The organism is Nitrospirillum guanabarense (genome assembly GCF_034653355.1).
In the GTDB taxonomy this organism is placed as follows: Bacteria; Pseudomonadota; Alphaproteobacteria; order Azospirillales; family Azospirillaceae; genus Nitrospirillum.
In genome coordinates, this window is sequence record NZ_JAYEER010000003.1 from 1 (window position 1) to 24,307 (window position 24,307).

Consider the following 24,307-nt stretch of genomic DNA (forward strand, 5'->3'; position numbering starts at 1 on the left):
CCAGAACCTGGGCGCCGCCCGCGAACACCACGTTGCTGGACGTGTTGGTGATGACGCCGCCCGTCAGGGTGCCGGCCAGGGTGCCGCTGCCCGCGATGACCAGGTCGCCCGTCGACAGGTTGACGATGGCACCCTGGATGGTGCCGGTGTTGACGATGGTGCCCAGGGTGGCGTTGGCGGCATTGTACAGCGCGGTGAGGCTGCTGGTCGCCAGGCCCGTGTTCACCAGGGTGCCGATGCTGCCCAGGTTGTCGATGGCGGCATTGGCGCCCATGAGAGTGCCGGTGTTGGACAGGGTGCCCAACGTGCCCGTCGCCGCCACGTAGACGGCGTTGTTGGCGCTGACCGTGCCCGTGTTGTTCAGGCTGCCCAGCACCGTGCCGACGTAATCGTTCAGGCTGGTGATCTGCAAGTTGTTGCCTGATGCGCTGCCCGTCGCCTCCAGCCCCGTGACGCCGGTCGCGTAGCTGAGGCCCGTATAGCTGGACCCGGCGCCGCCCGCCACCAGGGTGGCGCCCAACTGGCCCGCCACGTAATTGATGCCGGAGTTCAGGGTGGTGGCCACGGTGCCGCCGGTCATGACCGCCGCCCCGCTGACCACCAGCTCGCCGCTGGCACCCAGCACCAGGGTCCCCGTGGACTGGCTGTAGTTGCCCGTCACCGCGATGACGGTGTTGAGCGACACCGAGGCGCCGCCGTTGACCAGGGTGTTGCCGCCGACATTGACCGCGTCACCCAGGACGATGGCGCCCGAGGCCAGGGTCACGTTGGCCAGGGCGCTGGTGATGGTGCCGCCGCTGTAGGTGCCGGCCACCGTGCCGCCCGACAGGACCAGCCCGTTGGTCGACAGGTTGATGATGTTGCCGCTGATGGTGCCGGTGTTGACCACCTGGCCCAGCGTGCCGCCCGACGCCACCTCAACCGCGATGGAGCCGGCGATCGTGCCGCTGTTGACCAGGGTGCCCAGGCTACCGGTCGAGGCCACGTAGACCGCGCCCGTGTTGGCGCCGCTGTAGCTCAGCGCGCCGCTGTTGACGATGGAACCCAGCGAGCCGCCGACATAGTCGTTGCCGACCACCGCCAGCAGGTCGTTGCCCGACACGCTGCCGGTCAGGCCCAGGCCGGTGATGCCGCCGCCCGCCACCACCGTGGTGTTGTAGGACGAGCCCGCGCCGCCCTGCACCAGGGTGACGTTGCTGCCCCCCGCCAGGTAGTTGCCCGTGGCGTTGAAGCCGCTGGAGGTCACCGTGCCCGTGGTGATGGAGGCCGCACCGGTCACCGACAGCAGCGCGCCGCTGCCCAGCACCAGGGTGCCGGTGGCGCCCTGCGCGTAATTGCCCGTGACGATGACGGTGTTGGACAGGCGCAGCGAGGCGCCGCTGTTGACCACCGTGCGGCCGGTGGCGGTGATGTCGTCGTTCAGCAGCAGATTGCCGCTGCCGAACACCAGGTTGGCGCCGGTGCTGGTGATCCGGCCCTTGTCGGCGCCGCCGACGCTGCCGCTGACCCCCGTCAGCACGCCCACCACCGTGCCCGTGCCGCCGCCGATGGTCAGGGCCGTGGACGCGCCGTTCAGGATGGAGCCCGCGATGGTGCCGCTGTTGGTGAAGGTGCCGATGGTGCCGCTGCCGCCCAGGCGCAGCGCGGTCGGGCCCTGGATCGTCCCGCTGTTGGAGAGGGTGCCGATGGTGCCTTCGTTGAACAGGGCGGAACGGGAGGCGGACGTGATGAGGCCGGCGTTGGCCAGCTGGGTGATGCCGCCGCCGGTGTAGTTGTCCAGGCCGTTGATCACGCCGCCCACGGTGTTGGACAGCGTGCCGATGACCCCCGCATTGAACACGCCCGCCAGGCGGGACAGGGTGACGTCGGTGATGCTGCCGGTGGCGGCGATGGTGCTGGCGTTGGACAGGACGCCGATGGTGCCGCCCGACAGGTTGGCGATGCCGGCCACCACGTTGAAGCCGGTGACGGTGTCGCGGCCGGTGACGGTGACCAGACCGCTGTTGGACAGGGTGCCGATGGTGCCGCCGTTGGCGACACCGGCGACGACGTTGCCGGTGCCGCTGACGATGCTGCCGCTGGCGCCGATGGTGCCGCCCGTGGCGTTGGTCAGGGTGTCCAGGGTGCCGTAGTTCAGCACGCCGTCCGCGATGCGGGCGGCCGTGGCCAGGATGCGGCCGCTGTTGGTCAGGGTGTTGAGCGTGCCGTAGTTGGCGACGCCCACCGCGGTGGTCGACCCGCTGGTGATGGAGCCGGCGACCAGCCCGGCGTTGAGGAGGGTGCCCAGCAGGTTGCTGTTGGCGATGCCATAGGCGCCGGCGATGGTGCCGGCCGCCTGGTTGTTCACCAGGGTGATGGTATTGCCGTTGTAGATGCCCGAGTTGGGCAGGCTGTCCAGGATCTGGCCGCTGTTGTCGATGGTGCCGATGACGCCGCTGAAGTTGGCGACACCCACGCGGCCGGCGATGGTGCCGCTGTTGACCAGCGTGCCGATGGAGGCGGCCAGCGTGCCGGCCGACGCCATGAAGATGCCGTTGCCGAGGTTGGCCTCGCCGTTCAGCACGCCGGTGTTGGTCAGGGTGCCGATGGTGGCGGTGCCCGCCACGTAGAGCGCGGCGCTGGCCTGGCTGTTGGTCCCCAGCACGATGGTGCCGGCCTGCGTGAACGCCGCCGTGCTGGTGCCGAAGTAGTCGTTCTCGACCACGGCCTGCAGGTTGTTGCCCACCTGGGTGCCGGTGACCCCCAGGCCGCCCACGTTGGACTGCACCACCGGCACGCTCTGGCTGCTGACCAGGCTGTAGGTGGAGGCCGCCCCCGCCTGCACCAGGGTGGTGGTCTCTCCCGCCACATGGTTGGTCAGGCTGTCGAAGCTGCCGACCTTAATGTAGCCGTCGGTGATGATGGCGGACCCAGTGACCACCAGGGGGGCGTTCGGGCCCAGGACCAGCGTGCCGTTGGCGCTGTTCTGCAGATAGTTGCCCGTGACGGTCACCCCCGGCGCCACGCCCAGGGTGCCGCCGGTGTTGTACAGCAAGTGGCTGCCGACGTTGACCTGGTCCGCCAGGTAGATCTGGCCGCCCGAGACCACCACGTTGCTGTTGGTGTTGGTGAGGGTACCCACCGTGCCGCCGGCGCCTGTGAAGGTGCCCCAGGTCGCGCCGCCGCCCCCCCGCAGGTTGAGGTCCGCCGACCCGTTGTTGGCGATGTTGCCCTGGATGGTGCCGCTGTTCGACAGCGTGCCCAGGACACCGGCACCGGAAATATAGATGAGCGTCTGGACTCCGGCCGGCGCCGCCAGCACCGTGCCGCTGCCGATGGAGATGGAGGCCAGGCTGTCACCGACATAGTCGTTCAGCACGGTGCCCCACAGGCTGGTGCCCTGGGTGTACCCGCCCAGGGTCAGGCCGGCGATGCCGCTGTTGTAGGTGATGCTGGTGTAGCTGGACCCGGCGCCGCCCGAGATGATGGGCGTGGCGCCGGCCGGACCCTGCAGGTAGTGGTAGGCCGACGTGGCGCCGACCACCGAATAGCTGACACCGCTGACCACCGCGGCGCCGCTGACGATTAGCTGGCCGCCGCTGAGCGCCGACAGTTCCGACAGCGTGCCGCCGGTCTGGCTGTAGTTGCCGGTGACACTGATGATGGAGCCGAGATACAGGCTGCCGCCATTGTTCACCAGCGTGTGGCCGGTGACGTTGACATGATCGTTCAGCGCCACGTTGCCCGACAGCGTCACGTTGCTGGCGGTGTTGACGATGCTGCCCGCCGTGGTGCCGGTGATGCCCGTGAAGGTGCCGAAGGTGCCGGCGCCGCCGCCCAGCAGGGTCAGGTCGCGGACACTGTTGTTGATGATGCTGCCCTGGATCACACCGGTGTTGGACACGGCGCCCAGCGTGCCGGTGGAGGCGACATAGACGGCCGAGGCGGCCGTCAGGGTGCCGGTGTTGGTGATCGTGCCGTAGGTGCCGGCGATGTAGTAGTTCTGCACCATGGCCAGCAGGTTGTTGCCGCTGGTGGTGCCGGTCACGTTGATGCCGGTGCCTGAGGAACTGACCACGCCGGTCAGCGAGCCGTAGCTCATGGTCAGGCCGCCGCCGGCGGAAATCAGGGTGATGGCCTCACCCAGCGTGTGGTTGACGGTGGTGGTGAAGTTGCTCAACACCGTGCCGGCGATGCTGGCGGCACCCGAAATGGACAGCAGGTTGGTGCCCAGCGCCAGCGTGCCCGACGCGGAGGTCTGGGCGAAATTGCCGGTGAGGCTGATGGTCCCCAGCGTGCCGAAGGTCAGGTTGGCGCCGTTGTTGACCAAGGTGTTGCTGCCGACATCGATGACGTCGTTGATCCGCAGGTTCCCCGACACCAGGACCACGTTGCTGGTGGTGTTGGTGATGGTGCCGATGGAGCCGGAATAACCGGTCAGCGTGCCGACGGTGGTCAGCGTGCCGCCGCGGATGGACAGGTCGTTGGCGGTGAGGTTGACGATGTTGCCCCGGATCGTGCCGCTGTTGGTCAGCGTGCCCAGGGAGCCGGTGCTGGCGATGTACAACGCCGTGGGATAGATGGTGGACAGGCCATTCAGGACCGTGCTGCCGATGCTGAGCGAGGCAACGGCCCCACCGATGTAATCGGTCAAGGGGTTGTAATAGATCAGCGTCGTGCCGCTGGCGCCAATGTTGGAGAAATGGGCGCCGGTGGGGGCCTGCACGGCGGCGAAAGCCGAGCCGAGGTTGGAAATGCCGGTGGGCGAATAGATCAGGCTGGCGGCCGTGCCGACGATGTAATTGCCCGCACTGCTGAAGGACGGAACGATGGTGCCGGTGATCAGCGTCACGCGGCCCGTGACCGTCAGGCCGCTGGTGGTGAGGGTGTTGGTCGAGAGGGTGTTGTAATAGTTGCCGGTGATGGTGGAACCGGCGGCGATGGTCAGGTTGGTGCCTTGGCTGATCAGCGTTCCGGAGCCGACGTTGATATTGTCGTTCAGCAGCAGGTTGCCGCCGGTGAGCACGATGTTGCTCAGCGTGTTGATGATCGAGCCCTTGCCCGATGCGCCGGTGAAGGTGCCGACCGTCGTGCCCGTCCCGCCACTGATGCTGAGGGCGTTGGGGGAGGAATTGACGATGTTGCCGCTGATCACGCCGGCATTGACCAAGGAGCCTAGATAACCGGCATTAGTGACCGACGGGTTGCCGCTGGTCGCCGCGATATTGATGCCGCCCTGGATGGTGCCGGTGCTGGCGTTGGTCAGGTTGGCGATGGAGCCGCCGGCCCCGATCAACACGCCGACGGTACCGGTGATCAGGCCCGAGTTGGTCAGGGTAGCGATGGTGCCGTCCTGACCGACATGGCTGTGGAAGATGGCGGTGGGGCCGAAGCCGCCATAGTTCCGCACCTCCACGCCCGGGCCGGAATCGTTGAGGATGGTGCCGGTGTTGTTGATCGAGCCCACGACGCCGAACACGTTCACGGCGCCGGTGCCGCCGCTGTTGCCCCTCAACGTGCCGCTGTTGATGATGGTGCCGACGGTGCTGATCGTGGTGATGACGTCGACGTCGATGGCACCGCCCACAGAGCTGTAAATGTAGCCGCTGTTGGTCAGCGTGCCGATGCTGACACCCGTCAGGTTCAAGGCGCTGTTGCCGTTGGCCAGGATGGTGCCGGCGTTGGTGAAGCCGGCAACCTTCACGCCGTTCATCATCCGGATGGCGCCGTAGCCGCCATCCGATTGGATGAGGCCGGCGGCGTTGTTCACAAACGTGCCGATGGTGGTGTAGGCGCTGATGCCGTAGCTGATGGTGCCGCTGGTCGTCGTGTAGGTGGGGGTGCCCGTCAGGACGATGGCGGCGATGCCGCCTGTCGTCCCGGTGCCGCCGATCTGGTTGTTGTTGATGAAGGCGGTCAGCGTCTTGCCGCCCTGGATGCTGAAGCCCGCGTAATTGCTGGAGCTGCCGGTGTTGTTGGCCACCAGCGTGCCGTTGTTGATGACGGTGCCGACCGTGCCCGTCCAGGTGAAGGCCGTGCAGTGCGCCGCCGAGCCGATGGTGGAATTGGTGGAGAAGCTGCCGCAGGCGCTGGCCCAGGCGGACTTCGGCGCGGCCAAGCCCACGCCGATGGCCAGCGCCGATGCGCCCAGCAGGAAAGCCTGCTGCGTCTTCTTCGTGCCTTGACCGCGCGTAACCGCCTGCTTCGCCATCCCACCCGTCTCCCAACCACTGGTTGCGCCATCGCCGGGCCGGGAGACAAAAAAGGCGGCTTTGGGGTATCGCCGGGTCAACCGCCCGACACCCAAATCCGTTTCTTGCCACCCCAACCCTTCTTCCCGCGCCCGAAACCCGAGGCCCCGTGCCCCCAAGTTCCTGACCTGTCCGAAGGGGACAGGCGCGCCATCACCTTTTGGGATAGGCGGGTAATTCATGTCAATTAAATCTTCAGAGACTTCAACTATCGGGGAAGGCGAAAAATCCTATTGGTTAATGGTTATTAATCTTTCTCTCGTGTCCGGCGCCGTCACATCCGCATCTGTCTTTGTCACATTTGGTAACATCGAATGAATTTATGGATATCCTCACGCCACTCCGCGCTAACCCTTGCGTACGTACCGACCGCATATGAGAAAAATATGCCCGGCACCCGCACCCATTCGCGCGACGCTTTTACCACTTTTTAACCGTCGTTCCGTTCGCGACGGTGGTCCGCACGCCGTCAGCCACCCCGTCGCGTCTGGACAATCTATCCTGATGCACCAAAGATCCCCCCGCCCGCAGGGCCAGGTCAGACCCTCACATTATAACCTTTAGTTTATATCACGGCGGTTGCGATCGGGACCGCCGCCAGCGACTCCGGTGCTTCCGGGCATAGCGTCCCAGCGACGGTGTTTCAGCCTGGCCGACCGAAACAGGTCGCATCACGGTGAACAATTTGGCGGCCAGCGGGTTCAGGGGCACAGCGACGCTGGCGCCCGCAGCGGCCATGGTTCAGGGCCGGCATCTGCGGTCGCCGATCTATCATCTGGAACCGACCCTATGGATTGGATGCCGACGCCGGCCACCGTGCACCTCTGCCTGGACATGCAGCGGCTGTTCTCACCGGAGCACCCGGCGGGCCCGTGGCCCACCCCCTGGCTGCCCCGTATCCTGCCGATGGTGGCCGCAATCGCCGAGCGCTTTCCCGCGCGCACGATCTTCACCCGCTTCATCCCCCCTCGCACGCCGGGGACCATGCCTGGGACCTGGCGGCCCTATTACGAACGCTGGCGCCACGCCACCAGGGCCCACCTGCCCCCGGACACGATGGAGTTGCTGGCGCCCTTGGCCCGCCTGTGCCCGCCCGCCATCGTGGTGGACAAGCCGGTCTATTCCGCCTTCATCCGCAGCACGCTTGCGTCCTTGCTGCGGCAACGCCGGGCCGACGGCTTGGTTGTCACGGGATGCGAGACCGACGTTTGCGTCCTGGCCACGGTGCTGGACGCCATCGACCTCGGCTATCCCGTCTGCGTGGTGACCGATGCCGTCTGCAGTTCCGTCGACGCGTCCCACGACGCCGTGCTGACCTTGTACCGCACCCGTTTCGCCCAGCAGGTCATCACCCTGACCACCGAGGAACTGCTGAACGGCTGGCCAGGCGATTGACAGCCCTAAAACGACCGGGGCGGGTACCCGCCGGTACCCGCCCCGTCACATCCAGGCCCGGCCGGACGCCCGTCAGTGCTTGCGCCGCGACCCGAAGGTGCCGTCATCCGCCGCACCATAGCCTTTCATCACGTCGGCCGCCGTTTCGTAGTCGGCGTCAGGCATGGCCTCCAGCATATCCAGCACCTCACCTTCCGCGCCATTCTCCTTGGCCTTGCGGATCAGCGCCTGCTTGTCAGCCGGAAAATCGACGCCCCTCAAATAATGGGCCACATTGGCGGGCGAATGGCCACCCAGTCCTCGCGTCATGTCTGGTCTCCCATCCCAAGGGCAGGACGGGGCGCGAACGCCCCGTCCCTCAAGGATCAATGCACATTGCTGCGGCGGCGGGTCGTCTTCGGCTTGTCTTCATCTTCCGATGAAGAGGAGGAGGACCGGCTGCTGGAGGAGCGGGAGCGTGTCTTGCGCTCCGGTGTGCCGTCCTCATCATCGCGGCTGCTGGCCCGCCGGCTCTGTCCACCGCGGCGGCCGATTTCGGCATGCTCCTCGGGATCGCCGAAGTAGCCGCCCTGGCCCTCGTCCTCGGCGTGCCCTTCCTCGTCGCGCCGGGCCCGCAACGCCCGCTCATGACGCACCTGGCCGCCCCGGCGGCCGATCTCCGAATGGCCCTCCGGATCGCCGAAGTAACCACCCTGGCCCTCGTCCTCGGCGTGGCCGTATTCGTCGCGCCGGGCCCGCAACGCCCGCTCGTGACGCACCTGGCCGCCCCGGCGGCCGATCTCCGAATGGCCCTCGGGATCGCCGAAGTAGCCGCCCTGGCCCTCGTCCTCGGCGTGGCCCTCCTCGTCGCGCCGGGCCCGCATCGCCCGCTCGTGACGCACCTGGCCGCCCCGGCGGCCGATCTCCGAATGGCCCTCCGGATCGCGGAAGTAGCCGCCCTGGCCCTCGTCCTCGGCGTGGCCGTATTCGTCGCGCCGGGCCCGCATCGCCCGCTCGTGACGCACCTGGCCGCCCCGGCGGCCGATCTCCGAATGGCCCTCGGGATCGCCGAAGTAACCACCCTGGCCCTCATCCTCGGCGTGGCCATATTCGTCGCGCCGGGCCCGCATCGCCCGTTCGTGACGGACCTCACCGCCCCGCCGGCCGATCTCCGAATGACCCTCGCGGTCGCCGAAGTAGCCACCCTGGCCCTCGTCCTCGGCGTGGCCGTATTCGTCACGCCGGGCGCGCATCGCCCGTTCGTGACGGACCTCACCGCCCCGCCGGCCGATCTCCGAATGACCCTCGCGGTCGCCGAAGTAGCCACCCTGGCCCTCGTCCTCGGCGTGGCCGTATTCGTCACGCCGGGCGCGCATCGCCCGTTCGTGACGGACCTCACCGCCCCGCCGGCCGATCTCCGAATGACCCTCGCGGTCGCCGAAGTAGCCACCCTGGCCCTCATCCTCGGCGTGGCCGTATTCGTCACGCCGGGCCCGCATCGCCCGTTCGTGACGGACCTCACCGCCCCGCCGGCCAATCTCGGAGTGGCCTCGGGGGTCACCGAAGTAGCCGCCTTGGCCGACGTCCTCGGAATAGCCGCGCCGGCCGCCGCCACCGGACCGATAACCATCATCATCATCGTCATCGCGGCCACGGGCATGGCGGCGGTCGTCCTCATAATCGTTGTAATCCCGGCGTCCACCCTGGGGAGCCCGGGATTGGCGGCGCGGATCCTCGTATTGTTCTCGTGCCATGAATTTTCCTCCTGGCTTATCCGATAGGCCGGACAGGTGACTGCCATGTCCGGTCCGTCAAACAACGCCCCCGGGCGAAAATCGATCCTTTATTTTTTCTGTATAACCTGGATTTTTATGGCAAAAGGAATGTCATTTCGATGGAGATCCAATAAATAATTGATTGTGAAAATGTTTTATTGCGACGCTCTCGCTTCGTTGGAATATAATTATTTATAAGCACTTGATAATAATGGCAGCCATACAAAAAGGGCCACGCTGGCGGTCCAACGTGGCCTGTCCCAAGAGCAGTTTGGAGAGATCGTGGAGCCGCCATCGGCACGCCGGATCAGGCAATCTGCGATCCGGGTGGTGCCGAAGCCATGCCGCCCTGTCACTGGCGGCATGGGCATATAAGAATCCAGTCTGGCGCGGGTTCCACGCTCATCGGAATTATTCAGTATTGCCAAGATGAAGGCACGTTGCCACGGCCACCCTCCGCAGGATTTACTGCCCGAACGCCCCTGGCCGGGGCGTGATCACCCGGCCAGGGTTCCGTTTTCCCAATTGCCGGCGGTCGATCAGTAGCGTTGCGGCACATACAGGTCGGCCGGCAGCGTGTGCCGCTCGTAGTTCGGGTTGAACACCCGGTCCGGCAGCGTCACGGGCTCATGCGGGACCTCCTCATACGGGACGACCGAGAGCAGGTGCGAGATGAGGTTGAGACGGGCGCGCTTCTTGTCGTTGCCTTCCACGATGTGCCAGGGCGCCTCGGGAATGCTGGTGCGCGCGAACATGTCCTCCTTGGCCATGGTGTATTGCTCCCACCGCACGCGGGACTGCAGATCCATGGGCGAGAGCTTCCATTGCTTGATGGGATCATGGATGCGCATGAGGAAGCGCAACTGCTGTTCCTCATCGGTGATGGAGAACCAGTACTTCACCAGGATGATGCCGGAACGCACCAGCATGCGCTCAAACTCCGGCACGTCGCGGAAGAAGTCCTCGACCTCGGCATTGGTGGCGAAGCCCATGACGCGCTCGACACCGGCGCGGTTATACCAGCTGCGATCGAAGAGCACGATCTCACCGGCGGCCGGCAAGTGCGGGACGTAGCGCTGGAAGTACCATTGGGTCTTCTCGCGGTCGGATGGGGCCGGCAGCGCCACGACGCGGCAGCTGCGCGGATTGACGCGCTGCGTGATGCGCTTGATGGCGCCGCCCTTCCCGGCGCTGTCGCGGCCTTCGAACAGGATCACCATCTTGAGGCCCTTGAAGCGCACCCAGTCCTGCAGCTTCAGCAGTTCGCTCTGCAGGCGCAGCAGTTCGCGGAAATAGGTGTGGCGGTCGAGGGTGCTCTTCTGGCGCCTTTGCATCAGGGCGCGCAGCTCGGGCGGGATGCGCACATCGTCAACGGCCTGCTCCAGCTCCTCGTCCATGTCGTCTTCGAGCTCGATGTCCAGCCAGCTGCGGGTTTCGGTCTTGTCGTGTTCGATCATGTGTCGTCCTCCTGGTTCCCAAACGGTTACCTGGAAGCGTTTGCAGTTTAGTGACAGGACCTGAGATGGCGGACATGACGGACGCGGCAAACACCCTCTCGCGAGACCGGATGGTTTTGATCCCGGTCGCCATGCGGTAGCGTTTGTATTAAGCGAAACGCTGTGGCTTAAGATAATACTGCGGCGCGGTCCAAAGGTAGAGGGCGGGACCGTCACGTAATTGTCATTAAATGATCCGACGGCGCGCTTTGAACAAAGGATGGCTTGGCAATGGATTTCTTTAAGCGTTTCACTGTTCTTCTTTGCGCCCCCGGCTTCGACGCCGATGACCTGGAAGGCATGCGGCTTCAGAAAATCATCGCGGCCATCGAGGACGACGGCATTGAGGTGGTCAAGGCGCGGCGGGTCGAGGACGCGGAGATCGCCGTCCAGACCGACGCCGCCATCGGCTGCATGGTGGTGGACTGGGGCAAGCGTGGGCTGGAGGGCAAGACGGCGGCCCTGATCAACCTGATGCGCCGCCGCGGCCTGGACATGCCCATCGTCATCCTGGTCCGCCGCAAGCGCCTGGAGGACATCCCGGTTGAGGTGCTGGACTTCATCGACGGCTACATCTTCCTGTCGGAGGAAACGCCGGAGTTCATCGCCCGCAACCTGATCAGCCGCCTCAAGAAATATGCCGACACCCTGAAGACGCCCTTCTTCGGCGCCCTGGTGGATTACGCCGAGGAAGGCAACCAGCTCTGGACCTGCCCGGGGCACAACGGCGGCATCTTCTATAGCCGCAGCCCCATCGGGCAGATTTTCGTGGAGCATCTGGGCGAGGCGGTGTTCCGCGACGACCTGGACAATTCGGTCATCGAGTTGGGCGACCTGCTGACACATGAGGGCCCGGCCCTGAAGGCCCAGAAAGAGGCCGCCGCCATCTTCGGCGCGGAAAAGACCTATTTCGTGCTGAACGGCACCTCCTCCTCCAACAAGGTCGTGCTGGGCGCGCTGGTGGCGGAGGGCGACCTGGTCCTGTTCGACCGCAACAACCACAAGGCCGCCCACCACGGCGCCCTGCTGATCAGCGGCGGCATCCCCATCTACCTGGAAACCGGACCGCAACTGCTACGGCATGATCGGCCCCATCCAGAGCCAGGCGCTGGATGAGGCGGCCATCCGGGAGAAGATCCGGCTGAACCCGCACGTGAGCGATCCCGAGGCGTGGAAAAAGCCCCGCCCCTTCCGCGTCGCGGTCATCGAGCAATGCACCTACGACGGCACGATCTACAGCGCGGAGATGATCCTGAACCGGATCGGCCATCTCTGCGAATACATCCTGTTCGATGAGGCCTGGGCCGGCTTCATGAAATTCCACCCCCTCTATGCCGGCCGCTTCGCCATGGGGCTGAAGGATTTGGGTGAGGACGCGCCCGGCATCATCGCCACGCAGTCGACGCACAAGCAATTGGCCAGCTTCTCCCAGGCCTCGCAGATCCATGTCCGCGACCGGCACATCAAGGGCCAGAAGCGCCGGGTGGAGCATCGCCGCTTCAACGAAAGCTTCCTGCAGCACGCCTCCACCTCCCCCTTCTACCCCCTGTTCGCCTCGCTGGACGTGGGTGCGCAGATGATGAAGGGACGGTCCGGCACCATCCTCTGGGATGACACCGTCCGGCTGGGCATCGAACTGCGCAAGAAGCTGCGGGCCCTGCGCCGCGAGTACGAGCAGAAGGAAACCGATCCGGCCCGCCGCTGGTTCTTCGAGCCCTTCATTCCCGACGTCGTCTCGCCCCCGGGCTCCGGCCCCGGGGAGACGGCTCACGAAGTGCCCTGGGAAAGCCTGAGCACCGACGAGCTGGCCACCAATGCGCGGTACTGGTCCTTCTCGCCCGGTGAGACCTGGCACGGCTTCAGCCATGTGACCGAGGGGCTGGCCATGACCGACCCCAACAAGCTGATCATCCTGACCCCGGGGTTCGACCGGCGGACAGGCACCTACAGCGACCATGGCATACCGGCCCCGGTGGTGGCCCAGTACCTGCGCGAGAACCGCGTCGTGCCGGAGAAGAACGACCTCAACTCCCTGCTGTTCCTGCTGACGCCCGGCGTGGAGTCCAGCAAGGCCGGCACCCTGCTGAGCGCCTTGGCGGCGTTCAAGCGCCTGCATGACGACAACGCCCTGCTGGACGACGTCATGCCCCGCTTCGTCACCCGCTGGCCGCAGCGGTACCGGGGCGTGCGCCTGCGCGACCTGTGCGCCCAGATGCACGCCTTCTATCGCGACATCAACGTCAGCGCGCTGCAGCGGAAGCAGTTCGCGCCCGAGCACCTGCCGGAGATGGTGGTGCCGCCCCATGAGGCGGCGCGCAGCCTGGTGCGCAACAAGGTCGACTACCTGCCGCTGAGCGAGATCGACGGCCGCATCGCCACCACCCTGTTCCTGGTCTATCCGCCGGGCATCGCCACCATCGTCCCGGGCGAGCGCCTGGACGCGCGGGCCAAGCCCATGCTGGACTATCTCAAAATGTTCGAGCAGAGCGCCAACCTGTTCCCGGGCTTCGAGAACGAGGTGCAGGGCCTCTACCGCAAGATCGAGCCGGATGGATCGATGCGGTTTTATACCTATGTGATGCAGGAGTGAGCGTGCCGGAATGTCCGCCATGACCGACTCTTCCATGCCCGTCCCCGGGATGGGCCAGGACCCTGGCGTGAACCAGGACCTGGCTTCGCCCGTGCCGGGGACGCTGCCGTCCCCCATCGTGCTGCGCCCCTCGAATGACGAGGACGTGCCGGCCATGCTCGACATCTACCGGCATCACATCGGGCATGGCGTGGGCAACCTCGGCACTTTCGTGCCGACACCGTTCGACGTCGAGGACCTGAAGGCGCGGCGCAAGAACATGCGCAAGCACAAGCTGCCCCATCTGGTCGCCACCATCGATGGCGTCGTGGTCGGCTACGCCTACGCCGTGCTGTTCCGCAAGCGCCCCGCCTACCGGTTCACGGTCAAGCATTCGATCTACATTCATCCCGACCGCCTGCATCGCGGCATCGGCCGGGCGCTGCTGCCCGCCCTGATCCAGGAATGCGCCGCCGCCGGCTTCCGCCAGATGATCGGCTATGTCGACAGCTCCAACGTCGCCTCGTTGCGGCTGCATGAGGCCTGCGGCTTCCGCCAGGTCGGTTATCTGGCGGCGGTGGCCTTCCGCTTCGGCAAATGGACCGACACTGTGATGCTGCAGCGGGCCATCGGCCCGGAAGGTGGGCAGATCGACGGAGATCGATAAGCCAAGAATAAAGTCGGGCGCCAGCGGCGGATCTCACGGGTACGTGGCGAAGGTTTGACCCTCCGGCTTCCGACATCAAGAATTCACGACGGTGCCGCCGTTGGGATGCATGACCTGGCCAGTCATGTACGAGGCCTCGTCGCTGGCGAGGAAGACGTGGCAGGGCGCCACCTCGTTGGGCTGGCCCGGACGGCCCATGGGGGTGTTCTTGCCATGCTCCGCCACCTTGTCCGCGTCGTAAGAGGCGGGAATGAGCGGTGTCCAGATGGGACCCGGCGCCACGGCGTTGACACGGATGCCGGCCTCCACCAGCAACTGCGACAGGGACCGGGTGAAGGCCAGGACGGCGCCGCGAGTGGCGGAATAGTCCAGCAGGTGCGGGCTGCCCTTGTAGGCGGTGACGGAGGTGGTGTTGACGATGGCGCCCCCGCGCTGCATGTGCTGCAGCGCCATCTTGGACATGAAGAAATAGCCGAAAACGTTGGTGCGGAAGGTGCGCTCCAGCTGCGCCGCCGTCAGGTCGCCCAGGCCATCGGCGGTATGCTGCTCCGCCGCGTTGTTGACCAGGATGTCCAGCTTGCCGAAGGTGGCCGCCACCTTGTCCACCGCCTCCTTGCAGAAGGCCTCGACGCCCACGTCGCCGGCGATGGCCAGGCCGCGCCGTCCCTCGGCTTCGATCAGCCTCAGGGTGTCGGCCGCGTCCTCATGCTCATCCAAATAGACGATGGCAACGTCAGCGCCCTCGCGGGCCATCAGCACGGCCACGGCGCGGCCGATGCCGCTGTCGCCTCCGGTGACCAGCGCCACCTTGTCCGTCAGCCGCCCGGCGCCGGGGAACCGCGGGGCGTAATCAGGCGCCGGCGTCATCTCACGCTCACGGCCCGGCTGGTGGTCTTGCTGCTGCGGGGGAATGGCGTCGTCCATGGGTACGCTCCAGTCTTGCGGGCCAGTCTTGCGGGCCAGTCTTGCGGGCCAGTCTTGCGGGCCAGTCTTGCGGGCCAGTCTTGCGGGCCAGTCTTGCGGGCCAGTCTTGCGGGCCAGTCTTGCGGGTTGAGCCGGTCTCGCGGTTGAGGATGGGTGAACCGCGCGGCGGGATGCGGGGTTCCAGGTGGAATTTCGGCCAAGGCCGTCCGGTATGGCATCCGGCCAGAGGGGAGCCATCACCGGCCGGCTTTCGGGCGGCCCGACCAAGCGACGGACCGCCCGATCTGTTGCCGTCAGCGCTGGGCGTGGCTGGTCCCGCCTCCCTTGCGCCCCGCCTCCGCCGCCCGCGCCCGGTCATTGGCGAAATTGCCGCCGGAAGCCTGGCCGCCCTTGCGCCCCGCCTCGGCCGCCAGGCCACGGTTTTGCGAGAAGCTGCGCTTTTCATCGGGGACGTTCTGCCCACCCTTGCGGCCGGCCTGCGCGGCCAAGCCGGAATTCTGGGAAAAGCTGCGCTTTTCATTCGGCACGCTGGAGCCGCCCTTGCTGGCGATAACCCGCTGCTTGCCCTCGTCCATGGAAGCGAAGCCGCGGCCGCGGGTGCTGCTGTCCTTGGTCATGACATCCTCTCTTATGTCAGCGATGCGCCGCGCCCGGTCCTGCCTTTCGTCCGGACGCTTCTTCTTCAGGGCGCGCGCATATAAGTGGGGATGCCGCCCGATGTTCCAGTTATTATTTAAAAATTCCATCATTTATAAGTATAGTTAAGTCGAAGCTTCGCTTGTATTTTGGCCATCTCTTGATTTCATTGTGAGCCCCAGTCACTCACATGTCCGGTGCCAACTCCACCTTGATCCAACCGCTCCGGCGCTTGTCGAAGGCCTGATAGGCCTCGATGACCCCGGTCATAGGCTCGACTTGGGTCAGGACGGCGGCGGGATCGATGGCGCCGGTACGCACCAGTTCCACCAAGTGCGGGGCATAGCGGCGATGATTGCAGTTGCCCATGTTGATGGTCAGGTTCTTGTTCATGGCCTGGCCGATGGGGAAGCGGTCCATGGCGGGGGGATAGACACCGATGATGGCGATGGTGCCAGCCTTGGCCACCGCCTCCACCGCCCAATGCAGCGCCTGGGACGGCGCGTCGCCCGGATGCCAATCGCCATCCTTGGGATGCTGGACCGGCGCCACCTTCTCCACATCCGCCAGATTCTGGTCCGCCTGGTCGCGTGCGGCCGATGCGGCCGGCCCCTCGTGCGCATGTTCCGCGTCCACGCCCACGGCGTCGATGACGCGATCCACCCCGATGCCGCCGGTCAGATCCAGGATGGTCTGTACGGGATCCTCCGTCTCAAAGTTCACGCACTCCGCCCCCTGGCGCCGCGCCATGGCCAGCCTATCCTCGCGCCGGTCCACCGCGATGACCCGGCCGGCGTTCATCAGCCTGGCCGAGGCGATGGCGAACTGCCCCACGGGGCCACAGCCAAAAACGGCCACGGTGTCCCCGTCCCCGATCTCCGCGATGTCGGCGCCGAACCAACCGGTGGGAAAGATGTCGGAGATGAGGATGGCCTGGTCGTCGCTGACCTCGTCCGGCAGCTTGACCATGCCGACATGGGCATAGGGAATGCGGGCCTTTTCCGCCTGCAGGCCGTGGAAGGGACCCGACGGCCCGGGACCGCCGAAAAAGGCGGTGCCGGCCCGCTTGCCGCCGGGGTTGGCGACATCGCATTGGGCGAAATAACCGGCACGGCAGTACGAGCAGGATCCACAGGCGATGGTGGAGACCACCACCACCCGGTCGCCGACGTCGAAGTTGCGCACCATCGGCCCCAGTTCCTCCACCACCCCCACCGCCTCATGCCCCAGGATGGTGCCCGGCCGCATGCCCGCGAACGTGCCGCGCACCATGTGCAGATCGGTGCCGCAAATGGCGGAGGCGGTGATGCGGATGACGGCGTCGGTGGGGTCCTGGATGCGGGGCTCCGGCACCTCTTCCAGGCGGATGTCGCCGATATCGTGGAAGACGACGGCCTTCATGGGGTTGCTCCTTTTCGCCTACGGCGGACAAGACTGGGGCCGGACCCACGGGCCCGGCCCCCTTACTTGTGAACGGGTTACTCACGAACGGTCATGCCGGCGTCCTTAGTGCTGGCCGCCCTTGCGGCCAGCCTCGGAGGCGCGTTCCCGGTCATGGGCGAAATTGCCGCCCGACGCCTGGCCACCCTTGCGGCCGGCCTCGGCGGCCAGTTCATGATCCTTGGAGAAGCTGCGCTTCTCATCCGGAACGCTGGAGCCGCCCTTGGCGGCGATCTCGCGCTGCTTGTCGTCGTCCATGGACGCGAAGCCGCGATTCGAGGTGTTGGAAGCCATTGGATCACTCCATTCTGCTTCGGGATCTTAGCCTTGGCGCCCATTCGGTGGTCCAAGGCGTCCAGCACGGTTCATGCGCTGGATGACTGATAAAGATCCTTCCCCGCCCCATGGTTCCGAGTTTTTTCTCAAAACTATTGACATCAATGAATATAGACAAGCCAAAGGCTCGCTTAAGCGCACGTCTATATTGAATTTCTATTCAATACCAACGGCACATTCCCCGCCATTTCCCGCGCCTGCCGCAGGGCGGCCACCAGCGCGTCGTAGGTGCGGGCGCGGGCGGCATCGTCCCAGGCCCGAAGCACGGCGGATGGGTGGTACGTCGCGATGCCGGGCCGCCCGTCGGCCCAAGCCAGCGGCCGGCCCCCTTCGCGCGTCAGGGCCACGGTGCGGCCCATCAAGGACCGGGCCGCGGTGGCGCCCAAGGCGACGATGACGGCGGGCTGGACCAGCGCCACCTCCCGGTCCAGCCACCATCGGCAAGCCTCCACCTCCCCCTGGTTGGGGCGCTGGTGCATGCGGCGCTTGCCGCGCATCTCATGCTTGAAGTGTTTGACGGCGTTGGTGACGTAAAGATCCCCGCGCTCCAGGCCGGCCGTCGCCAACGCCTCGTCCAATATGCGCCCCGCCGGGCCGACGAAGGGACGGCCGGCCTTGTCCTCCTGGTCGCCGGGCTGTTCACCCACCAGCAGCAGGGGCGCCTGCGCCGGTCCTTCGCCGAACACCACCTGGGTGGCGTCGCGGTAGAGATCGCACCGCCTGCAGCCGGCCGCGCCGGCCGCCAGGGCGGCCAGGTCGCGATCCATGGCGTCAGTCCCGCTGGGAAATGCCGCTCAAGGCCCGGCCGGCGGTGGCGCTGGCGCGCAGGGCCAAGTCACCCAGGGCGACGATGCCGACCAAGCGCTTTTCCCGGTTCAGGACGGGCAGGCGGCGCATCTGGATGTTCACCATGTTGTGGCAGACCTGCTCCACATCCTCGTCTTCATAGCAGTAACACACCTGGGGGGTCATGACCTCGCCCACCGTGGCGTCGGGGCCGCGCCCCTCGGCGACGCCGCGGATGGTGATGTCGCGGTCGGTGATCATTCCGACCAGGCGGTCGCCCTGGCCGACCGGGATGGCGCCGATGTCGCATTCGGACATCAGCCGCGCGGCATCGCGCAGCTTCTGATCCGGCGTCGCCAGCTTCACGTTCGTGGACATGATTTCCTGGATCCGCATCGCACACTCCTTCGCCTGGGTTGAAGCCTCGCCCACGCCAAACGGGCTTATCGCCATCAACGGCCAGGCTGGACGGGTGTTCCCGAAGAACTGCGTTGGCTCCAAGCCTTCAATTGGCCAGGCGTTGGACGATCAGGTCGAGCAAGGCCCGGAGGCGCGATGTGGACCGGCTGACCGGCGGCAAAGGGTTCGAGCTGGTGTATGACACCAACGGCGGCGCCGTGCTGGACGCGTCCTTCCAGGCGGTGGCCCGCTTTCGCCACGTTGTCAGCGCGCTGGGCTGGGGCAGCCACGCCCTGGCACCGCTGCTGACCGGCGTGGACCGCGCCCACCATGGCGAAATCCTGGCGCAGGTCACCACCCTGGTCGAGGCGGGCAAACTGCTGCCTCGCCTGGACCCGCGCGCCTACACCCTGGACGGCGTGGCCGAGGCCCATGCGGGCATCACAGACCACAGCGCCAAAGGCAAGATCGTCGTCTCGATCGCCTGAGATCGGGGCTTGTCAGTGCCCCTGCGCCAGGTGCGGCGACAGGGACGGTGGCGTGTCATGGGCTTCACGCGACGGCGGGATGACGAAAAAGCCGTGGGTGCCGTCGCGGCGCAACTGCCCCACCAAGCCGTATTCCCAGTCCAGGTAAGCCTGCATCGCCTCCACCGCGTTGTCCGTGCCCTCATAGGGGCGGCGGTAGACGTCATCGGGGGCGGACAGGCAGGTGCCCTGCCCCGTTTCCAGTTGTAGGCCGGCATTGGACCAGGCGGCCGTGCCGCCCTCCAGCACCAGCACCGGCCGGCCGGCCAGCGCCTGGATGTCGGCGGCGGCGAAGCGGGCGGCGACACCGTCGGGTGAAGTCACGACGAGGGTCTGGTCGCGCGCCGCCGCCGGCAGATCCGCCGTCAGCCGGGCGCGGATGATGAAGCGGGCCCCCGGAACGCGGCCCCGGCGATAGGCCGGGCTGGGGCCCACATCCAGGAGGGTGATGCCGCCCTCGGCCAGCAGCCGAGCCAAGTGGGCGGGTGGGATGGCCTCCACCGCCGGGAGCGGCGGCAGGGTCGGTCGCCACGCCCCCGTGGCGGTCAACGCCGCCGGAGGCACATCGTCCAGCACCAGCACCTCCCACCCCATCTGGGCCAGCCAGGACGCGCTCATGTCCGCCCGCACCGACAGGGTGTCGAACAGCACGATGCGGGCGCCGCGCACCGGGGCGGAATGGTCCGTCTCCTGCACCAGCTGGCCGCCCGGCGCGCCCCGGAAACCCGGCAGGTGGCCAGCCTGGTATTCCTCCGGCGTGCGCACATCCAGGCGGTAAAGGGTGCGCCCCGGCTCCTCCAGCGCCTCAAGCTCGGCATAGGGCAGTCGGCGCACACCGGCGCGATAGGCCACGGTGCGGGCGGCCTGGCGGGCCTTTTCCTGGTCCGTATCGTCCACGGCGCCGAAGCGGCGTTCCTGCCCGTGCTCCAGCGCGAAGCCGGCCAGGGTCCAGCCTATGGTGCCGTTGCGCAGGGCATAGACGGGATTGGGCACCCCGGCGTTGCGCAGCGACTGGGCGCCGATCAGGCTGCGGGTGCGGCCGGCGCAGTTGACGATGATGGTGGTGTCGGGGTCCGGCGCCAGGGTGCGGGCGCGCAACACCAGCTCCGCCCCCGGCACGCTGGTGCCGGTGGGGATGCTCATGGTGCGGTATTCCTCGAACCGCCGGCTGTCCAGCACCACCACGTCGGCCCGGGCGTCCAGCAACTCCTTGACCTGGGGGGCGCTCAGCGAGGGCGTGTGCGCCTCCGTCTCCACCAGTTCCCCGAAGGACTTGGACGGCACGTTCACGTCGCGGAAGATCTCGTGGCCGGCCGCGCGCCAGCCTTCCAAGCCGCCGGCCAGCAGGCGGACGTTGGTGTAGCCCAAGGCCGCCAGCGTGGCCGCCGCCCGCTCCGCCAAGCCCTCACCCGCGTCGTACAGCACGATGGCGGTGTCACGCCGGGGCACGCGGTCCAGCACCTCCAGCTCCAACCGCGACAAGGGCAGGTTGGCGGCGAACAGCGGATGGGCCTGGGCGTAGGGGTCCTCCTCCCGCACGTCCAGCAAGGCCAGTTCGCGCCGGGCGATCAGGGCGAAGCGGACGTCCGCGGGGGTGGCGGTGGCGAAGGACATCAAGCGTGCTCCAAAGATCGCGTGTGAGACAAGGTGAACGCGGGGGTGGCGCCGGCGTTGCTGTAGCCGGAGATGAAGGGCTTGCGCGGCCCTTCCGCCGGGTAGACCCAGCGCCGCACCTGGCCAATATCGGCGCCATAGACGTGGATGCTGACAGAGGTGCGGTCCAGGTGGGCGTTGGTGACACGGTGGATATCGCCCGCCTGGGGCGACAGCGTCTCCACCTCCCCAGCCTCCAAGCGCTGCTTGGGACCGATGGCCACCAGCTCCTCGCGCGATCCCACGACGAAGCGCTGGGAATATTCCGCCCCGCGCAGGATGCCCACCAGGCCCCAGACGGTGTGGTCATGCACCGGCGTCTCCTGCCCCGGACCCCAGACGAAGCTGACGACGGAATAGCGCCCGTCCGGATCGGCATAGAGCAGGAACTGGCGGTAGCGTACCGGATCGGGTTCCGCATACGCGGCCGGCAGCCAGTCGTCCTGGGCCACCAGTTCCGCCAGGGCGTCCCGCGCCTGATCCAGCAACGCGCCCTCGGGCAGGCGCTGGTCCACCAGCGTATTCAGCCGGCCGATGAAGACGCGCAGCCGCGCCGGCGCCTCGGGATTGGTGGTTTCGCTCATCTCGTCCCTCCGTCGGTGGGTGGACAGCAACCCTAGGGGCTGGACCAGGGCCGGGGAAATCGAGTTTTCCTGAAGTTGGGCTTGAGGCCCGGTGGTCAGGCGCGAGGCGAAACGCCTATTTAGCCCGATTTTCGATCACCATAATAGGAAAGTCTGACGAAGGACTCAGCCACTGGAAAAGATCACGATCGTGCGCGCGCTGCCCCCGCTCCCACACGGAAAGGAAGTCTTCCGGAATCTCCACTCCCTCAAACGCCGCAAAGAAACCTGACCAGTCCCTCCGCGGACCTGCGGGCTGATCGCGCTCCACCAAAGGCTTGTCTTCACTGTTCATGGCGTCTCCTCTGAGGTTTGGGATCTGCCGTGCCTAGAGATTCCAGCGCTCAATGTCGGTTACCCGCAAATGACCCCACAGCGACCGCCTCACTTTCAAGGTGTATATGTACTCATCGTCGTGGCCACAACCATCGGTATTGAGTGTCACCCAATAGGTTGGCCACCAGCCAGCATGACGATCGATCCGGCGTCCCATATGCTATGGCATTGACCATAGGAAGAGAATACGGCCCCGTCCTTTTGCAGCTTATACCCCTCACAGTTTATACCCCACCTTGAAGAACACGGTGCGCGGCGGGCTTTCGACGAAGGTCCAGACGGTGCCGGCGGCGGAGGCGGAGTAGCTGCCGCCCTGGGGCAGTCGCCGGTCGGCCAGGTTGCGCACGGTGGCGGAGAAGGTCCAGCGGTCGTCCTCCGTCGTGTACTTGGCGAACAGATTGACGTTCCACTGCGCCGGGATTGCCACCTGCCAGGAGTTGGCGACGTCGGCGTAGGACAGCGTCTGGTACTGGGCGTCCACGCCCACCTGCGCCTGGCCCGGCACCGCCAGCGGCAGGGTGTAGGTCGGGGCCGTGCGGAAGGTCCAGCGCGGGGCGTAGGGCAGCCGGTTGCCGCTGGCGCTGGTGCCGATGCCGGCGTAGTTCGGGAACTGGTCGTACAGCGCCAGGGTGTAGCTGGCGGAATTGTCCCAGCGCAGGCCATCGAAGGGCTGGAAGGTGGTCTCCAGCTCAAACCCCTCGGTATAGGCCGACGCCGCGTTCAGACGGCGGGAGCGCAGGGTGGCGGGATCGGTCGCCGTCGCCTGCAGGTTCGTGTAGTCGTTGTAGTAAAGTGCCAGGTTGACCAGCAGCCGCCGCTCCCACCACTGGCTTTTCACGCCCACCTCATAGGTCTCGACCTTTTCCGGCTGGTAGGGCAGCTGGGCGTTGATCAGCGCGCTGGCCCGGTTGTCGAAGCCACCAGCCTTGAAGCCCTTGGAATAGCTGGCATAGGTCAAGAGGTCCGGCGTCCATTGGTAGGAGACGCCGAACTTGGGCGTCAGCGAATACCAGGTGGCGTCCGACTTGGTTTGGAAGGCGCCGGCCTTGTTGGTGGCCGTGGCCGGCACGATGGGGTTGCCGGCGGCGTCGGTGATGCGCGTGCCGGTCAGCGTGTCATCGAACTGCCGGTAGGTGAAGTCGCGGCTTTCGATGGTGTAGCGCAGGCCCACCGTGCCGGTCAGCTTGTCGGTGACGTGATAGTCACCCTGGCCGTAGGCCGCGTAGCTGTCGGTCTTGGTGTTGCCCACCTGGTCCTGCGGCGGGTTGGCCAGGCTGGGATAGCTGAAGCCGTTGCGGTCGCTGGAGAAATTTTCGTGCAAGTAGAACAGGCCACTGGTGAAGTCCAGCGGGCCCCAGCTGCCGTTGGCCTGGAATTCCTGCGTCAGCTCGTTCTCGTAATAACGGATGAAATTCACCTGCTTCACCGCCGCCTCGCCGTCGTTGTCGTAGGTGACGGGCGCCTGCCCGAACAGGCGGTAGGCGGTGACGGACTTCAAGGTCAGCTTGTCACCCAGGGTCTGGGTGATACGCAGCGCCGCCCCGCCGGAGTTGGAGTTGTTCTGCGGCTGGGGCTCCGCGAAGGACAGCGACGGATCGAAGCCGCCGCCCGGCTGGTTCCTGGGCGTGTAATAGGCGGTGGTGGAGCGGTCGCGCTTGGCATCCAGGGTCAGCTGGATGTCCAGGTCGTCGGTGGCCTGCAGCCGCAGTTTGGCCCGGGCGCTGTCCACGTTCAGGTCGTTCACGTCCTTGTTGATGGTGGGATCGTGGGTGTAGCCGTCGTGCTGCTCGTGCCCGTAGGCCAGGCTGGCGTACAGCTTGTTGGCGATCAGGGGACCGGAGACGTAGCCATGGCTCTCAAAGGCACCCCAGGTGCCGACGCCGGCATCCACCGCCAGGCGCACCTCGTCATTCGGATCGCGCGTTATATAGCGGATGGCGCCGGCGCTGGTGTTGCGGCCGTAGAGCGTGCCCTGTGGCCCGCGCAGGACCTCCACCCGCTCCAGCTCCGCCAGCAGGGGGGAGGCGGCGATGGAGCGCGGGATGTAGACGTCGTCCACGTACTGGGCGATGGCGGGGTCGAAGATGGGGTCGGTCTCACCGATGCCGCGCAGGAAGAACAGCTGCGTCGTCGGGGTGATGCCGCCGCGCGGCACCGTCAGGCCGGGCACCAGGCCGGCCAGGTCGCGCACCGTGCTGATGTGCTGATCGGCGATGGCGTCGCCGGTGTAGGCAGACAGGGCGATGGGCGTTTCCTGCAGCCGCGTCTGGCGCTTTTCCGCCGTGACCACGATGTCGGCGATGCCGCCGCCGCTGGCGTCCAGGTCCGGCGCCACCCCGGCCACCGGCGCCGGGACCGTCTGAGCTGACGCGGATGCCGTCAGCGCGCACAGGGCAGTCCCCAGCAGCAACGAGGAAACGGCAACGGGGGAAAACGAGGCCCGGCGAACCATGGAAGAGTGCTCCGCGAAACGAATGGGGAAACACTCGTTTGGCGTATTTCACAGTTTCATAAAAACGAGATTTGCTTATGTGAT

At 66.4% G+C, this 24,307-nt stretch carries 19 protein-coding genes; 5 read left to right on the forward strand and 14 right to left on the reverse strand.

The window, feature by feature from the left end:
* A partial coding sequence (locus tag UAA55_RS09390) for a hypothetical protein (protein ID WP_322952431.1) occupies positions 1 to 6,190 on the reverse strand: 6,190 nt, incomplete at its 3' end.
* Positions 6,191 to 7,019: 829 nt separating this feature from the next.
* On the opposite strand from UAA55_RS09390, the gene UAA55_RS09395 reads away from it, so the two are divergent.
* On the forward strand, positions 7,020 to 7,625 hold the full coding sequence (locus UAA55_RS09395) for a cysteine hydrolase family protein (RefSeq protein WP_322952432.1): 606 nt from the start codon (positions 7,020 to 7,022) through the stop codon (positions 7,623 to 7,625).
* 72 nt (positions 7,626 to 7,697) lie between these two features.
* Here UAA55_RS09395 and UAA55_RS09400 read toward each other — a convergent pair whose 3' ends face one another.
* From UAA55_RS09400 to ppk2, 3 genes are all read right to left on the reverse strand, one after another.
* Positions 7,698 to 7,934 carry a DUF2795 domain-containing protein gene (locus tag UAA55_RS09400; RefSeq protein ID WP_322952433.1) on the reverse strand — a complete coding sequence of 79 codons (237 nt, stop codon included), beginning with the start codon at positions 7,932 to 7,934 and terminating at the stop codon, positions 7,698 to 7,700.
* A 56-nt stretch (positions 7,935 to 7,990) separates the two neighbouring features.
* Positions 7,991 to 9,358: a putative sodium/potassium/calcium exchanger gene (locus tag UAA55_RS09405; protein ID WP_322952434.1), complete on the reverse strand. Its 1,368-nt coding sequence runs from the start codon at positions 9,356 to 9,358 to the stop codon at positions 7,991 to 7,993.
* 560 nt (positions 9,359 to 9,918) lie between these two features.
* Complete coding sequence (ppk2, locus tag UAA55_RS09410) at positions 9,919 to 10,836, reverse strand: polyphosphate kinase 2 (RefSeq protein ID WP_322952435.1); 918 nt, start codon at positions 10,834 to 10,836, stop codon at positions 9,919 to 9,921.
* A 270-nt stretch (positions 10,837 to 11,106) separates the two neighbouring features.
* Between ppk2 and UAA55_RS09415 the strand changes: the two genes are divergently transcribed.
* The 3 genes from UAA55_RS09415 to UAA55_RS09425 are packed head-to-tail and all read left to right on the forward strand — an operon-like array spanning position 11,107 to position 14,111.
* A complete protein-coding gene (locus UAA55_RS09415) occupies positions 11,107 to 11,991 on the forward strand; it encodes an Orn/Lys/Arg decarboxylase N-terminal domain-containing protein (RefSeq protein WP_322952436.1) in 885 nt (294 codons plus the stop codon).
* Complete coding sequence (locus UAA55_RS09420) at positions 11,957 to 13,465, forward strand: Orn/Lys/Arg family decarboxylase (protein WP_322952437.1); 1,509 nt, start codon at positions 11,957 to 11,959, stop codon at positions 13,463 to 13,465. The genes UAA55_RS09415 and UAA55_RS09420 overlap by 35 nt, the downstream gene beginning before the upstream one ends.
* Before the next feature lie 19 nt (positions 13,466 to 13,484).
* On the forward strand, positions 13,485 to 14,111 hold the full coding sequence (locus UAA55_RS09425) for a GNAT family N-acetyltransferase (protein WP_322952438.1): 627 nt from the start codon (positions 13,485 to 13,487) through the stop codon (positions 14,109 to 14,111).
* 75 nt (positions 14,112 to 14,186) lie between these two features.
* Here the strand turns inward: UAA55_RS09425 and UAA55_RS09430 are convergent, their stop codons facing one another.
* The 6 genes from UAA55_RS09430 to UAA55_RS09455 form a co-directional block, all read right to left on the reverse strand.
* Positions 14,187 to 15,035 (reverse strand): SDR family oxidoreductase, encoded by an 849-nt coding sequence (locus tag UAA55_RS09430; RefSeq protein ID WP_322952439.1) that lies wholly within the window; start codon positions 15,033 to 15,035, stop codon positions 14,187 to 14,189.
* 293 nt (positions 15,036 to 15,328) lie between these two features.
* Entirely contained in the window at positions 15,329 to 15,652 is a 324-nt protein-coding gene (locus tag UAA55_RS09435) for a con-10 family general stress protein (protein WP_322952440.1), read from the reverse strand.
* A gap of 205 nt (positions 15,653 to 15,857) precedes the next feature.
* A complete protein-coding gene (locus UAA55_RS09440; protein WP_322952441.1) occupies positions 15,858 to 17,072 on the reverse strand; it encodes a zinc-dependent alcohol dehydrogenase in 1,215 nt (404 codons plus the stop codon).
* A 105-nt stretch (positions 17,073 to 17,177) separates the two neighbouring features.
* Positions 17,178 to 17,405 (reverse strand): con-10 family general stress protein, encoded by a 228-nt coding sequence (locus tag UAA55_RS09445; protein ID WP_322952442.1) that lies wholly within the window; start codon positions 17,403 to 17,405, stop codon positions 17,178 to 17,180.
* 185 nt (positions 17,406 to 17,590) lie between these two features.
* Positions 17,591 to 18,214 (reverse strand): UdgX family uracil-DNA binding protein, encoded by a 624-nt coding sequence (locus UAA55_RS09450; protein WP_322952443.1) that lies wholly within the window; start codon positions 18,212 to 18,214, stop codon positions 17,591 to 17,593.
* A 4-nt stretch (positions 18,215 to 18,218) separates the two neighbouring features.
* The gene (locus UAA55_RS09455; protein WP_322952444.1) at positions 18,219 to 18,611 is read right to left on the reverse strand and encodes a CBS domain-containing protein; all 393 of its coding nucleotides are present in this window, start codon (positions 18,609 to 18,611) and stop codon (positions 18,219 to 18,221) included.
* Between the two features lie 179 nt (positions 18,612 to 18,790).
* Between UAA55_RS09455 and UAA55_RS09460 the strand changes: the two genes are divergently transcribed.
* Positions 18,791 to 19,120 (forward strand): zinc-binding dehydrogenase, encoded by a 330-nt coding sequence (locus UAA55_RS09460; RefSeq protein WP_322952445.1) that lies wholly within the window; start codon positions 18,791 to 18,793, stop codon positions 19,118 to 19,120.
* A gap of 12 nt (positions 19,121 to 19,132) precedes the next feature.
* Here the strand turns inward: UAA55_RS09460 and UAA55_RS09465 are convergent, their stop codons facing one another.
* From UAA55_RS09465 to UAA55_RS09480, 4 genes are all read right to left on the reverse strand, one after another.
* Positions 19,133 to 20,773: a rhodanese-like domain-containing protein gene (locus tag UAA55_RS09465; protein ID WP_322952446.1), complete on the reverse strand. Its 1,641-nt coding sequence runs from the start codon at positions 20,771 to 20,773 to the stop codon at positions 19,133 to 19,135.
* Complete coding sequence (locus tag UAA55_RS09470; protein WP_322952447.1) at positions 20,773 to 21,396, reverse strand: cysteine dioxygenase family protein; 624 nt, start codon at positions 21,394 to 21,396, stop codon at positions 20,773 to 20,775. Before UAA55_RS09470 ends, UAA55_RS09465 begins: the two co-directional genes overlap by 1 nt.
* 115 nt (positions 21,397 to 21,511) lie before the next feature.
* Positions 21,512 to 21,730 (reverse strand): hypothetical protein, encoded by a 219-nt coding sequence (locus UAA55_RS09475; RefSeq protein WP_322952448.1) that lies wholly within the window; start codon positions 21,728 to 21,730, stop codon positions 21,512 to 21,514.
* Between the two features lie 258 nt (positions 21,731 to 21,988).
* Entirely contained in the window at positions 21,989 to 24,223 is a 2,235-nt protein-coding gene (locus UAA55_RS09480) for a TonB-dependent receptor (protein WP_322952449.1), read from the reverse strand.
* Positions 24,224 to 24,307: the final 84 nt, after the last annotated feature.

Excerpts from the sequence above, each read along its gene's own strand:
- UAA55_RS09480 (WP_322952449.1), bottom strand. The coding sequence starts at position 24,223 with ATGGTTCGCCGGGCCTCGTTTTCCCCCGTTGCCGTTTCCTCGTTGCTG.
- UAA55_RS09420 (WP_322952437.1), top strand. The coding sequence starts at position 11,957 with ATGATCGGCCCCATCCAGAGCCAGGCGCTGGATGAGGCGGCCATCCGG.
- UAA55_RS09430 (WP_322952439.1), bottom strand. The coding sequence starts at position 15,035 with ATGGACGACGCCATTCCCCCGCAGCAGCAAGACCACCAGCCGGGCCGT.
- UAA55_RS09465 (WP_322952446.1), bottom strand. The coding sequence starts at position 20,773 with ATGTCCTTCGCCACCGCCACCCCCGCGGACGTCCGCTTCGCCCTGATC.
- ppk2 (WP_322952435.1), bottom strand. The coding sequence starts at position 10,836 with ATGATCGAACACGACAAGACCGAAACCCGCAGCTGGCTGGACATCGAG.
- UAA55_RS09400 (WP_322952433.1), bottom strand. The coding sequence starts at position 7,934 with ATGACGCGAGGACTGGGTGGCCATTCGCCCGCCAATGTGGCCCATTAT.
- UAA55_RS09425 (WP_322952438.1), top strand. The coding sequence starts at position 13,485 with ATGACCGACTCTTCCATGCCCGTCCCCGGGATGGGCCAGGACCCTGGC.
- UAA55_RS09445 (WP_322952442.1), bottom strand. The coding sequence starts at position 17,405 with ATGGCTTCCAACACCTCGAATCGCGGCTTCGCGTCCATGGACGACGAC.
- UAA55_RS09405 (WP_322952434.1), bottom strand. The coding sequence starts at position 9,358 with ATGGCACGAGAACAATACGAGGATCCGCGCCGCCAATCCCGGGCTCCC.
- UAA55_RS09440 (WP_322952441.1), bottom strand. The coding sequence starts at position 17,072 with ATGAAGGCCGTCGTCTTCCACGATATCGGCGACATCCGCCTGGAAGAG.
- UAA55_RS09415 (WP_322952436.1), top strand. The coding sequence starts at position 11,107 with ATGGATTTCTTTAAGCGTTTCACTGTTCTTCTTTGCGCCCCCGGCTTC.
- UAA55_RS09470 (WP_322952447.1), bottom strand. The coding sequence starts at position 21,396 with ATGAGCGAAACCACCAATCCCGAGGCGCCGGCGCGGCTGCGCGTCTTC.
- UAA55_RS09435 (WP_322952440.1), bottom strand. The coding sequence starts at position 15,652 with ATGACCAAGGACAGCAGCACCCGCGGCCGCGGCTTCGCTTCCATGGAC.
- UAA55_RS09395 (WP_322952432.1), top strand. The coding sequence starts at position 7,020 with ATGGATTGGATGCCGACGCCGGCCACCGTGCACCTCTGCCTGGACATG.
- UAA55_RS09475 (WP_322952448.1), bottom strand. The coding sequence starts at position 21,730 with ATGAACAGTGAAGACAAGCCTTTGGTGGAGCGCGATCAGCCCGCAGGT.
- UAA55_RS09450 (WP_322952443.1), bottom strand. The coding sequence starts at position 18,214 with ATGGATCGCGACCTGGCCGCCCTGGCGGCCGGCGCGGCCGGCTGCAGG.
- UAA55_RS09455 (WP_322952444.1), bottom strand. The coding sequence starts at position 18,611 with ATGTCCACGAACGTGAAGCTGGCGACGCCGGATCAGAAGCTGCGCGAT.